This window comes from Mycobacterium sp. MAC_080597_8934, assembly GCF_000523975.1.
Classification (GTDB): Bacteria; Actinomycetota; Actinomycetes; order Mycobacteriales; family Mycobacteriaceae; genus Mycobacterium; species Mycobacterium avium.
Genome location: NZ_JAOS01000001.1, coordinates 327411 through 341346, shown reverse-complemented (window position 1 = coordinate 341346; position 13936 = coordinate 327411). Strand labels below are relative to the sequence as shown.

Here is a 13936-nt window from a genome sequence, read left to right as displayed (position 1 = left end):
CACGCCACTCTAGCGGGCGATCAGCCCCGCTCACCGCCCGAGTGCATCTTCAACGCGGCGTCCACGTTGGCCTTCTTGTCCTCGCCGGCGCCCTTGGCCGCGGCCTTCCTGCGCTTGGCCACCACGGCGTCGACCGCGCCGTTGAGCGCCGAGCCCAGCGGGAAACCGAGGTAATGGGTGAGGAAGACGGCCATCTCCTTGAGCTCGGTCTCGGTGAGCTCGCCGTTGAGCAGCGCGGCGTTGATCTGGATCTCGGCCAGATCGCGGTTGCCGATCGCGGTCACCGCCGTCAGCGTCATGATGCGCTTGTCGCGCATCGACAAGCCCGGCCGCGTCCAGATGCTGCCGAACAGGTGGTCGACGGTCAGGTCGAAATACGCGTCGCCCTCGACGTTGGGCATCTCCCAGCCGTAGACCTCGTTCATCTTCTCGAGGCCCTTGCGCCGCCGTTCGTCCATCACGCCTCTTTCTCCGTGTGTGGCACGCCGAGCCCGGCCGCCAGTCCCTCGTACGCCAGCCGGGCCAGCGGCAGGTCGACCGAGACCGCCTCACCCAACGCCAGCGCCAGGCTCAGATCCTTCTCCCCCAGGCCGCGGGTGTGCAAGAACGGCTGGTAGAGGAAGTTGTCCGGCTCGAGGTCTTTCATGTTGTCGCGCACCATGATCGCGCCCGGACCGCCGGTGAGCGCGTCGGTATGACGCACCACCCGGCCCAGCGCCTGCAGGTCCAGCCCGGCCGCCTCGGCCAACTTCATCGCCTCGCACGCTGCGGCATACGAGGTGAACGTCAACATGTTGCGGGCCAACTTCATTCGGGTTCCCGCACCCGGTTCACCGGCGTGGATGACGAGCGCCGCCCAGTGTTTGAACGCCGGCTTGATCCGCTCGTAGACCTCGCGGTCGGCGCCCACCATGGTGGCGAGCTCACCCCGGGCGGCGGCGGCCGCGCCGCCGCTGACCGGGGCGTCGACGATGTGGATGTCCCGCGCCTTGAGATCCCGGGCCAGTTCGACGGCGGTGGTGTCGCTGATGGTCGAGTGGATCGCGATCACCGTGCCGGGCTTGGCGTGCCCGGCCAGCTCGCCGACCACCTCACGCACCTGGGCGTCGTCGAGCACGGTGATGTGGATCAGGTCGGCGGCGGCGACGTCGGCCACGCTGTCGGCAAGGGTGGCGCCCGCCTCGGCCAGCGGCGTCATCGCCTCGATCCGGATGTCGTAAACCGTTACCCCGCCCGGCCATTCGGTCATCCTGGTGGCCATCGGCGCGCCCATATTGCCCAGCCCGATGTAGCCGAGCTTCAGCTGCTCGGTCGTGTGCGCCGCGTTCGTCGTCATGATCGGATTATCTGCCCGCCGTCGACGTTGAAGATCTGCCCGGTGATCCACGACGCCTCGTCGGACAGCAGGAACAGGCACATGCCGACCAGGTCGTCGGGAGTTCCCATGCGCGACAAGGGAAGTCCCTTGACGATGTCGTCGACCATCTCTTTGGGTGTGGTGGTCCGGTTGGCCTCGGTGTCGATGGGCCCGGGCGCGATCGCGTTGATCCGGATGTTGCGCCCGCCCAGTTCGCGGGACAGCTGCTGGGTCAGGCCGTTGATGCCGACCTTGGCCAGGCCGTAGTAGTTCGAATACAGCCAGGCCGCGGTGGACGACTGGTTGACGATCGCCCCGCCGCCGCGCTTGGTCATCTTCTTGTACACCGCGCGGGTGCACCACAGCGCGCCGTCGAGGTTCACGCTCATGAATTTCTTGTAGTACTCCGGGTCGATGGTGAGCAAAAAGTCCAGCTTCATGCCCCCGAAGATCGCGGCGTTGTTGACCAGGTAGTCGATGCCGCCGAATTCGGCCAGGGTGCGGTCGGCCATCGCCTTGGCCGACTCGGGGTCGGACACGTCGACCGCGACGCTGATGGCCGTACCGCCGTCGGCGACAATCTGTTTGGCGACGGCCTCGGCTGCCTCGGCGTTGATGTCGGCGACCACCACCGCCGCACCCTCGCGGGCCAGCGCCTCGGCGTACGCCTGCCCGATGCCGCCCCCGGATCCGGTGACGATGCCGACTTTGTTCTCGAATCGCATGTTTTCCTCTCGGTCAGCCGCGCGGCGCGGTCACTGCACGGCCGTGGCGATGGTCTTGATTTCCAGGTATTCCTCGAAGCCGGCCAGGCCCATTTCGCGCCCGTTGCCGGATTGCTTGTAGCCGCCGAACGGCGCATCCGCGGAGTACCAGACACCGCCGTTGACGTTGACGGTGCCCACCCGCATCCGGGACGCGAAGTTGGCGGCGCGTTCCGGGTCGGCGCTGAACACCGTGCCGGACAAGCCATATGGCGAGTCGTTGGCGATCCGCAGGGCGTCCTCCTCCCCGTCGTAGGCGATCACGGTGAGCACCGGGCCGAAGATCTCCTCACGGGCCGGCCGGGCATCGTTGGTCAGGCCCGCGATGACGGTGGGCTCGATGAAGAAGCCGACGTCCTTGTCGGCCGGGCGGCCGCCGCCGCAGGCGAACGTGCCGCCCTCGGCGATCGCCAGATCGAGATAGCCCTGCACCCGGTCGCGTTGCCGCGCCGAAATCACCGGGCCGCAAACGGTTCCGGGGTCGTTGGGATCGCCAGGCTTGATCGATCCCATGGTGCCGGCCGCGGCGGCGACGGCCTCGTCGTAGCGGTCGCGGGGCACCAGCAGCCTGGTGGTGATGGCGCAGCCCTGCCCGGCGTGCATGGCCGCGGTGAACGCCGACATCGAGCACGCGCCGCCCAGGTCGGCGTCGTCGAGCACCACGAACGCCGACTTGCCGCCCAGCTCCAAAAACACCCGCTTGATGGTGGCGGCGGCATCGCTCATCACGCTGCGCCCGGTGACCGTCGACCCGGTGAACGAAACCATGTCCACCCGAGGGTCTTTCGACAGCAGCGCTCCCACGCCGTGGTCGTCGGAGGTGACGATGTTGACGACGCCGGGCGGGAAGTCGGTGTGCTCGGCGATCAGTTGACCGAGCACGGCAGCGCACCACGGGGTGTCCGGCGCGGGCTTGAGGACGACGGTGTTTCCGGCGGCCAGGGCGGGCCCCAGTTTGGCGAGGTTGATCTGGTGCGGGAAGTTCCACGGCGTGATCGCCCCGACCACACCGACGGCTTCCCGCGCGATGGTGCGCCGGGTGGGGATGCCCATCGGCGATGCCTGACCGAGATCCTGATTCCACTCGTAGGACTCGGCGGTGTCGGCGGCGAAGCTCAAATCGCCGACCGGACCCTCCAGCTGGGCGGCCGAGGTGAGCATCCGCGGGGCGCCGACCTCGGCGATGGTGATGTCGCGGAGTTCCTCGATGTGTTCGCGCATGGCGTCGCGCAGCTGGCGCACGCAGCGCACCCGCAACTCGGTGTTGCGCGACCAGTCCGTCTCGTCGAACGCCCGCCGCGCGGCGTCGATCGCGCGGTCCATGTCGGCGGCGTCGGCGTTGGCGGCCACACCGAGCACTTCCTCGGTCGCCGGATTGACCGTCGGGAAGGTGCCGGCGTTGCCGGCCGACATCTTGCCGTCGATGAACAGTTCACTCACGCCGTCGGCCAGCAAGGCCATCTCGTGCTCCCGTCTGCGCGACCGTCGAAGCCGGCCCGCCAAGCTAGTGGACAGTTGTCCGATATTGTCCGATCGAACCATAGTCTCCCGCCCACAGGCGGTGCAAGGGGCGATCGCGGCAAGCCACCCGAAACGGCGCGAAAACAGCTGATTAACCGGTGTCTTTCCGGATCGGGCTTGCTTCGTGGCGAACCCGTCCGCTAGCTTGGACATGTGTCCAGCGACGCCCTGGTGACTATCACATCCGACGCCGGCGGTGAGACCGGTCAGCCGCCGCGCAACCGGCGCCAGGAGGAGACCTTCCGCAAGGTGCTGGCCGCCGGGATCGAAACGCTGCGGGAGAAGTCCTACTCCGACCTGACGGTGCGTGCGGTGGCGGCCCGCGCCAAGGTCGCCCCCGCCACCGCCTACACCTACTTCTCGTCGAAGAACCACCTGATCGCCGAGGTCTACCTGGACCTGGTGCGCCAGGTCCCCTACTTCACCGACGTCAACGACCCGATGCCGACCCGGGTCGAACAGGTGCTGCGGCACCTGGCCCTGGTGGTCGCCGACGAGCCGGAGGTGAGCGCGGCCTGCACGACGGCGTTGCTCAGCGGCGGCGCCGATCCCGCGGTGCGCGCGGCGCGCGACCGGATCGGGGTGGAGATCCACCGCCGGATCACCTCGGCGATGGGCCCCGACGCCGACCCGACCACGGTGTCGGCGCTGGAGATGTCGTTCTTCGGCGCGCTGGTCCAGGCCGGCAGCGGCGAGTTCAGCTACCGCGAGATCGCCGATCGGCTGGCCTACGTGGTGCGGCTCATCCTGACCGGCACCACACAGGCAAGCCCAGAGACAGAGGCTGGAGACACACGATGACCGTCCATGTGGGCGACCACGAGTTGGTGCTCGATCCCTACGATTACGACTTCCACGAAGACCCCTACCCGTACTACAAGCGGCTTCGCGATGAGGCCCCCCTGTACCGCAACGACGAACTGAAGTTCTGGGCGCTGTCCCGGCATCAAGACGTGCTGCAGGGATTCCGCAACAGCACAACGCTTTCCAACAAGTACGGCGTCTCGCTGGACCCGGCGTCCCGCGGCCCGCACGCGTCCAAGACGATGTCGTTCCTGGCGATGGACGACCCCGCCCATCTGCGGCTGCGCACGCTGGTCTCGAAGGGCTTCACGCCCAGGCGGATTCGCGAACTGGAGCCCCGGGTCACCGAGATCGCCACCCAGCACCTCGACACCATGCTGGACAAGGCGGGCTCTGCGGCCGGCGGCGCCGTCGACTATGTCGACGAATTCGCCGGCAAGCTGCCCATGGACGTCATCTCCGAGCTGATGGGTGTGCCCCAGGCCGATCGAGTTCAGGTGCGGGCCTGGGCCGACGGCGTGATGCACCGCGAGGAGGGGGTCACCGACGTGCCGCCGGAGGCGGTCGAAGCCTCGCTCAACCTCATCGTCTACTACCAGGGGATGGTCGAGGAGCGGCGCAAGAAGCCCACCGGGGACCTGACGTCGGCGCTGCTGGAGGCCGAGATCGACGGCGACCGGCTCACCGACGACGAGGTGCTCGGGTTCATGTTCCTGATGGTAATCGCCGGTAACGAGACCACCACCAAACTGCTTGCCAATGCCGCGTTTTGGGGCCACAAGAACCCCGACCAGCTGACGCCCGTCTACGACGACCTGTCCCGGGTGCCGTTGTGGGTCGAGGAGACGTTGCGCTACGACACCTCCAGCCAGATCCTGGCCCGCACCGTCTCCGGGCCGCTGACCCTGTACGACACCACCATTCCCGAGGGCGACGTCCTGCTGCTGTTGCCCGGGTCCGGGCACCGCGACGAGCGGGTCTTCGACAACCCCGACGATTATCTGATCGGGCGCGAAATCGGGCCCAAACTGTTGAGTTTCGGTAGTGGCGCACACTTCTGCCTGGGCGCGCATCTGGCGCGGATGGAGGCCCGGGTTGCGCTCACCGAGTTGTTCAAGCGAATCCGCGGATATGAGGTGGACGAGGCCAACGCCGTCCGCGTCCACTCCAGCAATGTCCGCGGATTCGCTCACCTACCCATGAGCGTGGAGGTCCGCTGAATGCCCCGGTTTGATCCGTTGCCCGAACGTCGCCCGGCCATCGTGGCCGGGGCCTCCTCCGGGATCGGCGAGGCCACCGCGATCGAGCTCGCGGCGCACGGCTTCCCGGTCGCGCTGGGCGCCCGGCGGGTGGAGAAGCTCAACGACATCGTCGGCAAGATCAACGCCGACGGCGGCGAAGCGGTGGGATTCCACCTGGACGTCACCGACCCGAACTCGGTGAAATCCTTTGTCGCACAGGCGGTGGACGCGCTGGGCGACATTGAGGTGCTGGTCGCCGGCGCGGGCGACACCTACTTCGGCAAGCTCGCCGAGATCGCGGGCGACGAATTCGAGTCGCAACTGCAGATACATCTGGTCGGCGCCTTCCGGTTGGCCTCGGCCGTGCTGCCGGGCATGCTCGAGCGGCAACGCGGCGACCTGATCTTCGTCGGCTCCGACGTGGCCCTGCGCCAGCGGCCGCACATGGGCGCCTACGGCGCGGCCAAGGCCGCGCTGGTGGCGATGGTCAACAACTTCCAGATGGAGCTCGAGGGCACCGGGGTGCGGGCCTCGGTCGTGCACCCGGGCCCGACGAAGACGGCGATGGGATGGAGCCTGCCGGCCGAGAAGATCGGCCCGGCCCTGGAGGACTGGGCCAAATGGGGCCAGGCACGCCACGACTACTTCCTGCGCGCGGCGGACCTGGCGCGAGCCATCACGTTCGTCGCCGAGACACCGCGCGGCGGCTTCATCGCGAACATGGAGCTTCAGCCCGAAGCGCCGTTGGCGGACAACAAGGATCGCCAGAAGCTCGCACTCGGCGAAGAGGGGATGCCAGGACAATGACGACCAGCACCGTGGTGCCCCGGGTTTCCGGCGGCGAGGAAGAACACGGCCACCTCGAGGAATTCCGCACCGACCCAATCGGTTTGATGCAGCGCGTGCGCGACGAGTGCGGCGACGTCGGCTGGTTCCAGCTGGTGGACAAGCACGTCATCCTGCTCTCGGGCGCCCAGGCCAACGAGTTCTTCTTCCGCTCCGCCGACGAGGATCTCGACCAGGCCGAGGCGTATCCGTTCATGACGCCGATCTTCGGCAAGGGCGTGGTGTTCGACGCCAGCCCCGAGCGGCGCAAGGAGATGCTGCACAACTCGGCGCTGCGCGGCGAGCAGATGAAGGGCCACGCCAGCACCATCGAGGGCGAGGTCAAGAAGATGATCGCCGACTGGGGGGACGAGGGCGAGATCGAGCTGCTCGACTTCTTCGCCGAGCTGACCATCTACACCTCGACGGCGTGCCTGATCGGGCTGAAGTTCCGCGAGCAGCTCGACCACCGGTTCGCCGAGTACTACCACGACCTGGAACGCGGCACCGACCCGCTGTGCTACGTCGATCCCTACCTGCCGATCGAGAGCTTCAAACGACGCGACGAGGCGCGGGTGAAACTCGTTGCGCTGGTGCAGGAGATCATGGACCAGCGGCTGGCCAACCCGCCCAAGGACAAGGCCGACCGCGACATGCTCGACGTGCTGGTGTCGATCAAGGACGAGGACGGCAAGCCGCGGTTCTCCGCCGACGAGATCACCGGGATGTTCATCTCGCTGATGTTCGCCGGGCACCACACCAGTTCCGGGACCTCGGCGTGGACGCTGATCGAGTTGATCCGCCATCCCGACGTGTACGCCGAGGTGCTGGCCGAGCTCGAGGAGCTCTACGCCGACGGCCAGGAGGTGAGTTTCCATGCGCTGCGGTCGATTCCGAAGCTCGACAACGTGGTCAAGGAGACGCTGCGGCTGCACCCGCCGCTGATCATCCTGATGCGGGTGGCCAAGGGCGAGTTCGAGGTCGAGGGCTTCCCCATCCACGAGGGCGACTACGTCGCGGCCTCCCCGGCGATCAGCAACCGCATCCCGGAGGACTTTCCCGACCCGGACGCGTTCAAGCCCGACCGCTACAACAAGCCCGAGCAGGCCGACATCGTCAACCGGTGGACCTGGATTCCGTTCGGCGCGGGCCGGCACCGTTGTGTGGGTGCGGCGTTCGCGCAGATGCAGATCAAGGCGATCTTCTCGGTCCTGTTGCGCGAGTACGACTTCGAGATGGCGCAACCCGCGGACAGCTACCGCAACGACCACTCCAAGATGGTGGTGCAGCTCGCCCGGCCGGCGAAGGTCCGCTACCGCAAGCGCAATGCGTAAGGAGTACGTCCGATGAGCGGATTCAGAATCGAAGCGGATCTGGATTTGTGTCAGGGCCACGCCATGTGCGAACTCGAGGCCCCGGACTACTTCCGGGTTCCCAAGCGGGGCAAGGTCGAGATCGTCGACCCCGAGCCGCCCGAAGACGCGCGCGATGAGGTCGAGCGCGCGGTCGAAATGTGCCCAACCCAAGCACTGTTCATCAAAGAGAAAGAAGACTGACCCATGACAGCAACGGCGTCACGCGAAGAACTCGAGGCCTGGGTCGACCGCTGGTTGCAGGCCAACAAGGACTGTGAGAAGGCCGGAGACTGGCGGCCGCTGGCGGACTTCTACGCCAAGGACGCCACCTACGGCTGGAACATCGGCCCCAAGGAAGACGTGATGTGCGTCGGGGTCGACGAAATCCGGGATATCGCACTGGGTTTGGAGATGGAAGGCCTGGAGAACTGGGTCTACGAATACCAGAAGGTGCTCATCGACGAGAAGCAGGGCGAGATCGTCGGCTTCTGGAAGCAGATCGTCAACAAGGCCGACGGCACCCAGGACGAGATCTACGGCATCGGCGGCAGCTGGTTTCGGCTCAACAGCGACAACCTCATCGAATGGCAGCGCGACTTCTTCGACTTCGGTCACGTCGCGAAGATGTTCGGCAAGCTCATCGAATCCGGCGATCTGTCCGCGGGCATGCAGAAGCGGATCGAGCGCAGCGTCGCCGGCGAGAAGCTGCCGGGCTACTACCCGCTCGGCCAGGCGCCCGTTCCGATCTGGTGAACACCGATCGCCCCGCCGCGCTTGCGATCGCCGCGGGTACCAACCAAGCATTTGATTCGTTGCACGCGCTATGCTGACGCGACAAGGGTGCCTGTGGCACCCGTCACCTAGCTGGCCGGCATGAAGGGGCCGGTCGGTCTCAATTCAAAGGCGAAATGGGGTCAGGACCATCGTGAAGACAAAAGGCGCACTGATCTGGGAGTTCAACCAGCCCTGGTCCATCGAGGAAATCGAGATCGGCGACCCGCAAGCGCATGAGGTCAAGATCCAGATGGAAGCGGCGGGCATGTGCCACTCCGACCATCACCTCGTCACCGGCGGCATCCCGATGGCCGGCTTCCCGGTGCTCGGCGGGCACGAGGGCGCGGGCATCGTCACCGAGGTCGGCCCCGGCGTCGAGGACATCGCCCCGGGCGACCACGTGGTGCTGTCGTTCATCCCGTCCTGCGGCTCTTGTCCGACCTGCCAGGCGGGCATGCGCAACCTGTGTGACCTGGGTGCGGGTCTGCTGGGCGGCGAAGCGGTGTCCGACGGGACCTTCCGCATCCAGGCCCGCGGCCAGAACGTCTACCCCATGACACTGCTGGGCACGTTTTCTCCGTACATGGTGGTGCACCGCAGCTCGGTGGTGAAGATCGACCCGTCGATCCCGTTCGAGGTGGCCGCGCTGGTCGGCTGCGGCGTCACCACCGGTTACGGGTCGGCGGTCCGCACCGCCGACATCCGGCCGGGCCAGGACGTCGCCATCGTCGGCGTCGGCGGCGTGGGCATGGCGGCGCTGCAGGGCGCGGTCAACGCCGGCGCCCGCTACATCTTCGCGATCGACCCGGTGGAGTGGAAGCGCGACCAGGCACTGAAGTTCGGCGCCACCCACGTCTACCCCGACATCATGGCCGCCATGGCCGGCATGGCCGAGGTGACCTACGGCCTGATGGCCCACAAGGTCGTGGTCACCGTGGGCGAACTGCAGGGCGCCGACGTCGACAACTACCTCAACATCACCCAGAAGGGCGGCACCTGCGTGCTGACCGCCATCGGCAGCCTGCTGGACACCAACGTGACGCTGAACCTGGCGATGCTGACCCTGATGCAGAAGAACTTGCAGGGCACCATCTTTGGTGGCGGCAACCCGCAGTACGACATCCCGCAGCTGCTGTCGATGTACAAGGCCGGCAAGCTCAACCTGGACGACATGATCACCCGCCAGTACCGGCTCGAGCAGATCAACGACGGCTACCAGGACATGTTGGACGGCAAGAACATTCGCGGCGTCATCCGCTACACCGACGCCGACCGGTAACCCGTTTTCGGCCACCCCGTGGCGCCGGGACGAATCGGCGCCATGGGGTGCGCAACATCAGGAGTACAGATGACCGAAACCGCAGCGGCATCCCCGGCGCTGGCCGCGTCGCAGGCCTCGTGGCGGTGCGTGCAGGCGCACGACCGGGCGGGCTGGCTGGCGTTGATGTCCGACGACGTCGTCATCGAGGACCCGATCGGCAAGTCCGTCACCAACCCGGACGGCACCGGGGTCCGCGGCAAGGAGGCCGTCGGCGCGTTCTTCGACGCCAACATCGCGGCCAACCAGCTCTCCATCACCTGCGAGGAGACCTTCCCGTCGTCGTCGCCCGACGAGATCGCCCACATCCTGGTGCTCAACAGCAGGTTCGACGGCGGCGTCACCAGCTCGGTACGCGGGGTGTTCACCTACAAGGTCGACGAGGCGGGGCTGATCACCAACATGCGCGGGTACTGGAACCTGGACATGATGCAGTTCGGCCAGGAGTCGTGAGCCGCGCCGAATCCGGCGCACCTATGCTGGGCCCATGGCGTCGATCTTCACCAAGATCATCAACCGCGAACTCCCCGGCCGCTTCGTCTACGAGGACGACGACGTCGTCGCATTCCTGACGATCGAGCCGATGACGCAGGGCCACACGCTGGTGGCGCCGCGCGAGGAGATCGACAACTGGCAGGACGTGGACAGCGCGGCCTTCAACCGGGTCATGGGTGTCAGCCAGCTGATCGGCAAGGCCGTGTGCAAGGCGTTCCGGACCGAACGGTCCGGCCTGATCATCGCCGGGCTGGAGGTGCCGCACCTGCACGTGCACGTCTTCCCCACCCGCAGCCTCAGCGACTTCGGCTTCGCCAACGTGGACCGCAATCCGTCCCCGGAGTCCCTGGACGAGGCCCAGGCCAAGATCAAGGCGGCCCTGGCTCAGCTGGCCTGAACCGCGGGCACGTCGCTGATCCGCGGCAACGTCACCCGGAAGCAGCAGCCCTGGCCGGGCGCGGTCGTCACGCCGACGGTACCGCCGTGCGCGCGCACCAGCGACTCGACGATGGACAGCCCCAGCCCGGTGCCGCCGCTGGCCCGCGCCCTTGACGAGTCGGTGCGGTAGAACCGCTCGAACACCCGCGACGCGTCCTGCTCGTTCATTCCGGGACCCCGGTCGGCGACTTCGAGGACCGCGTCGTCGCCGTCGGTGCCCACCCGCACCGTGACGTCGGCGCTTTCCGGGGTGTGCTGCAGGGCGTTGGCGATCAGGTTGCCCAGCACCTGCCGGATGCGGGGCTCGTCGCCGAACACCTCCGGGGTGCCGGGGCCGTCGAGGACCTCCAGGGTGATGGTGCGCTTGGGGTCCATCGCCTGCGCGTCGTGCACGGCGTCGCTGGCCAGCGCCAGCAGGTCCACCCGGTGGTGTTCCAGCGGCCGCTGTACGTCCAGCCGGGCCAGCAGCAGCAGGTCGTCGACCAGCAGGCCCATCCGCGAGGCCTCACTTTCGATGCGCGACAACAACATCGCGACGTCGCGGGCCGCGCCCTGGCGATACAGTTCGGCGAATCCCCGGATGGTGGTCAGCGGGGTGCGCAGCTCGTGGCTGGCGTCGGTGATGAAGCGCCGCATCCGGTCCTCGGAGCCGCGGGCCTTTTCGGCCGAGGACTCCGAGGACGCCAGCGCCTGCTGGATCTGCGCGAGCATGCCGTTGAGCGCGAGCGACAGCCGGCCCACCTCGGTGCGCGGATCACGTTCCGGCACACGGCGATCCAGCTGGCCGGCGGCGATCGCCGCGGCGGTCTGTTCGACTTCGACCAGCGGCCGCAGGCTGCGCTGCACCACCGCGAAGCTGGCGATGCCCACCACGGCCAGCACCGCGACCCCGATGCCGATCTGCAGCCAGACCAGCGAGCTGACGGTGTGCTGGACGTCGGACAGGTCGATGGCCACCGTGGTCAGCCCGTGCGGGCCGCGCACCGACACGGCGCGCCACTGGATGTCCGAACCGTTCACCGAGGGCAACGTCGTCGGGTTGGGTCCGACGTCGTTGTCGGCGGGCAGCGCCGGTTCGGCGTTGCGGTCGTTGATGGCGGTGAACGGCGTCCCGTCGGTGCTGACGCCGCGCACGTAGAACTTCGACGGCGGGCGGCCCGGATCCGGGCCCTCGTAGGCCGAGGACGACTGGCGCCGCGGTGCCTGCGCCCAGCCGCGGGAGGCGTCGAGCAGGGTGGAGTCGATGCGGCTGACCAGGCTGTGCCGCAGGATCGACGTCACCGCGATGCCGGAGACGGCCAGACCGCAGGCGACCAGGGCCAGGGTGGCGGCGACCAGCCCCACCCGCAGGGGTAGTCCGCGTCGAGGCCTTGTCACCACCATCTGACCGATTCCTCGCTACCGCCGGTGGCCGAGCGCGCGCTCAGCGCGGTTCCCGCAGCACATAGCCGACGCCGCGCAGCGTGTGCAGCAGCCGCTTCTCGCCGGTGTCGATCTTGCGGCGCAGGTACGACACGTAGGACTCGACGACATTGACGTCACCTCCGAAGTCGTAGCGCCACACGTGGTCGAGGATCTTCGGCTTGCTCAACACCGTGCCCGCGTTGATGACAAAGTAGCGCAGCAGCGTGAATTCGGTCGGCGACAGCGAGACCGGTTGACCGGCCTTCCACACTTCGTGGGTTTCCTCGTCGAGTTCGATGTCGGCGAAAGTCAGTCGGGCGCTGCGTGGTTCGGCCCCGCCCTTACCGGCGCGCCGCAGGATGACCCGCAGCCGGGCGACCACCTCTTCCAAGCTGAACGGTTTGGTCACGTAGTCGTCGCCGCCCAGGGTCAGCCCGGCGATCTTGTCCTGCAAGGAATCTCGCGCCGTCAGGAACAACGCGGGCGCGTCGATGCCGTCGGCGCGCAGCCGGCGCAGCACCCCGAACCCGTCCATGCCGGGCATCATCACGTCCAGGATCACCGCGTCGGGACGGGCCTCGCGCGCCCGGTCCAGGGCTTGGGCGCCGTTGGTGGCGGTGTGGACCTCGAACCCCTGGAATTTCAGGCTCACCGAGAGCAGTTCGACGATGTTGGCCTCGTCGTCGACGACGAGAACGCGGGCCTCCGGTTTGGCGTCAGTGGGGGTGGCCGATGTCATGAGGTGCTGGTGTCCCTTGCTTGAACGTTTGCTATGGAAAGATTGTGTGGTTCCTGCGAGCTCAGTGCCAACAGACTGATAGTAGTCTGCCAGGAATCATCGCATTGCCTTGGGACGGATCGGGGTTTTCCGGGCCTCATCGTGCATAGACTCGGGGAATGAACCTCGCCAAGAACATCGTGTCGGCCGCGACCGCTCCGGCCCGGGCGGGGCTGGCCGCGGCGGACGCGGGTCTGAGCGTGGCCAGCGCGGCCGTCGGCGTGGCGAAGCGGGCGCTGGGCGACAGCGGCACCGCCGGCACCAACGCGATGACGTCGATGCTGGGCATCGACGACGCGATCGTGCGGGCCAACCGGCTGGCCCGGCTGCTCGACGACGACGCGCCGCTGGGCCGGGCGGTGGCGCCGGACGGGCCGCTCGACCGTTTGCTGCGCCCGGGCGGGGTGGTCGACATGCTGACCAGCGAGGGCGGCCTGCTGGACCGGTTGACCGCCGAGGGCGGCGCCCTGCAACGCACCCTGCAGCCCGGCGGGCTGGCCGACCAGCTGGTCGCCGAGGACGGGCTGATCGAGCGGCTGCTGGCCGAGGACGGGCTGGCCGACCGGCTGCTGGCCGAGGGCGGGCTGATCGACAAGCTGACCGCCAAGCACGGGCCGCTGGACCAGCTCGCCGACGTCGCCGACACCCTGGCGCGGTTGACGCCCGGGATGGAGGCGCTCGAGCCCGCGATCGCCACGTTGCAGGACGCCGTCGTCGCGCTGACCATGGTGGTCAACCCGCTGAGCAACATCGCCGACCGGATCCCGTTGCCGGGCCGGCGGCGCCCGTCGTCGCGCGCGGTGCGATCGGCACGCGTGATCGACACCGACGAGTGAGCGATTAGGCTGGGGTCCGGTTTTAC

14 protein-coding genes and 2 pseudogenes are annotated in these 13936 nt (G+C 67.7%); 10 read left to right on the top strand and 6 right to left on the bottom strand.

Annotation, left to right across the window (positions count from 1 at the left end; all coding sequences use genetic code 11):
* Positions 1-20 precede the first annotated feature (20 nt).
* The 4 genes from NF20_RS01705 to NF20_RS01690 are packed head-to-tail and all read right to left on the bottom strand — an operon-like array spanning position 21 to position 3582.
* Positions 21-458 carry a carboxymuconolactone decarboxylase family protein gene (locus tag NF20_RS01705; RefSeq protein ID WP_009974886.1) on the bottom strand — a complete coding sequence of 146 codons (438 nt, stop codon included), beginning with the start codon at positions 456-458 and terminating at the stop codon, positions 21-23.
* Entirely contained in the window at positions 458-1336 is an 879-nt protein-coding gene (locus NF20_RS01700) for an NAD(P)-dependent oxidoreductase (protein ID WP_033713080.1), read from the bottom strand. The genes NF20_RS01705 and NF20_RS01700 overlap by 1 nt, the downstream gene beginning before the upstream one ends.
* Positions 1333-2082 carry an SDR family oxidoreductase gene (locus tag NF20_RS01695; RefSeq protein ID WP_003875764.1) on the bottom strand — a complete coding sequence of 250 codons (750 nt, stop codon included), beginning with the start codon at positions 2080-2082 and terminating at the stop codon, positions 1333-1335. The genes NF20_RS01700 and NF20_RS01695 overlap by 4 nt, the downstream gene beginning before the upstream one ends.
* 30 nt (positions 2083-2112) lie before the next feature.
* Complete coding sequence (locus NF20_RS01690) at positions 2113-3582, bottom strand: aldehyde dehydrogenase (protein WP_033713078.1); 1470 nt, start codon at positions 3580-3582, stop codon at positions 2113-2115.
* Positions 3583-3795: 213 nt separating this feature from the next.
* Here NF20_RS01690 and NF20_RS01685 point away from each other — a divergent pair, with 213 nt between their 5' ends.
* The 9 genes and pseudogenes from NF20_RS01685 to NF20_RS01645 all read left to right on the top strand — a co-directional run.
* Positions 3796-4443 carry a TetR/AcrR family transcriptional regulator gene (locus NF20_RS01685; protein WP_003875762.1) on the top strand — a complete coding sequence of 216 codons (648 nt, stop codon included), beginning with the start codon at positions 3796-3798 and terminating at the stop codon, positions 4441-4443.
* Positions 4440-5666 (top strand): cytochrome P450, encoded by a 1227-nt coding sequence (locus tag NF20_RS01680; RefSeq protein ID WP_003875761.1) that lies wholly within the window; start codon positions 4440-4442, stop codon positions 5664-5666. The genes NF20_RS01685 and NF20_RS01680 overlap by 4 nt, the downstream gene beginning before the upstream one ends.
* On the top strand, positions 5667-6494 hold the full coding sequence (locus tag NF20_RS01675; RefSeq protein ID WP_003875760.1) for an SDR family oxidoreductase: 828 nt from the start codon (positions 5667-5669) through the stop codon (positions 6492-6494).
* Positions 6491-7846: a cytochrome P450 gene (locus tag NF20_RS01670; protein ID WP_009974879.1), complete on the top strand. Its 1356-nt coding sequence runs from the start codon at positions 6491-6493 to the stop codon at positions 7844-7846. The genes NF20_RS01675 and NF20_RS01670 overlap by 4 nt, the downstream gene beginning before the upstream one ends.
* A gap of 12 nt (positions 7847-7858) precedes the next feature.
* Positions 7859-8068 (top strand): ferredoxin, encoded by a 210-nt coding sequence (locus tag NF20_RS01665; RefSeq protein WP_003875758.1) that lies wholly within the window; start codon positions 7859-7861, stop codon positions 8066-8068.
* Between the two features lie 3 nt (positions 8069-8071).
* The gene (locus NF20_RS01660; protein ID WP_003875757.1) at positions 8072-8620 is read left to right on the top strand and encodes a hypothetical protein; all 549 of its coding nucleotides are present in this window, start codon (positions 8072-8074) and stop codon (positions 8618-8620) included.
* Between the two features lie 172 nt (positions 8621-8792).
* A complete protein-coding gene (locus tag NF20_RS01655) occupies positions 8793-9920 on the top strand; it encodes an NDMA-dependent alcohol dehydrogenase (RefSeq protein ID WP_003875756.1) in 1128 nt (375 codons plus the stop codon).
* Positions 9921-9989: 69 nt separating this feature from the next.
* The gene (locus NF20_RS01650) at positions 9990-10412 is read left to right on the top strand and encodes a ketosteroid isomerase family protein (RefSeq protein ID WP_003875755.1); all 423 of its coding nucleotides are present in this window, start codon (positions 9990-9992) and stop codon (positions 10410-10412) included.
* A 34-nt stretch (positions 10413-10446) separates the two neighbouring features.
* Positions 10447-10743: pseudogene (locus NF20_RS01645) on the top strand (HIT family protein); the annotation flags it as partial.
* 79 nt (positions 10744-10822) lie between these two features.
* Here NF20_RS01645 and NF20_RS01640 read toward each other — a convergent pair.
* Positions 10823-12269: pseudogene (locus tag NF20_RS01640) on the bottom strand (sensor histidine kinase).
* A gap of 46 nt (positions 12270-12315) precedes the next feature.
* Positions 12316-13035 (bottom strand): two-component system response regulator PhoP, encoded by a 720-nt coding sequence (gene phoP, locus NF20_RS01635; RefSeq protein WP_003875752.1) that lies wholly within the window; start codon positions 13033-13035, stop codon positions 12316-12318.
* 158 nt (positions 13036-13193) lie between these two features.
* On the opposite strand from phoP, the gene NF20_RS01630 reads away from it, so the two are divergent.
* The gene (locus NF20_RS01630; RefSeq protein WP_003875751.1) at positions 13194-13910 is read left to right on the top strand and encodes a hypothetical protein; all 717 of its coding nucleotides are present in this window, start codon (positions 13194-13196) and stop codon (positions 13908-13910) included.
* The last annotated feature ends 26 nt before the right edge of the window (positions 13911-13936 follow it).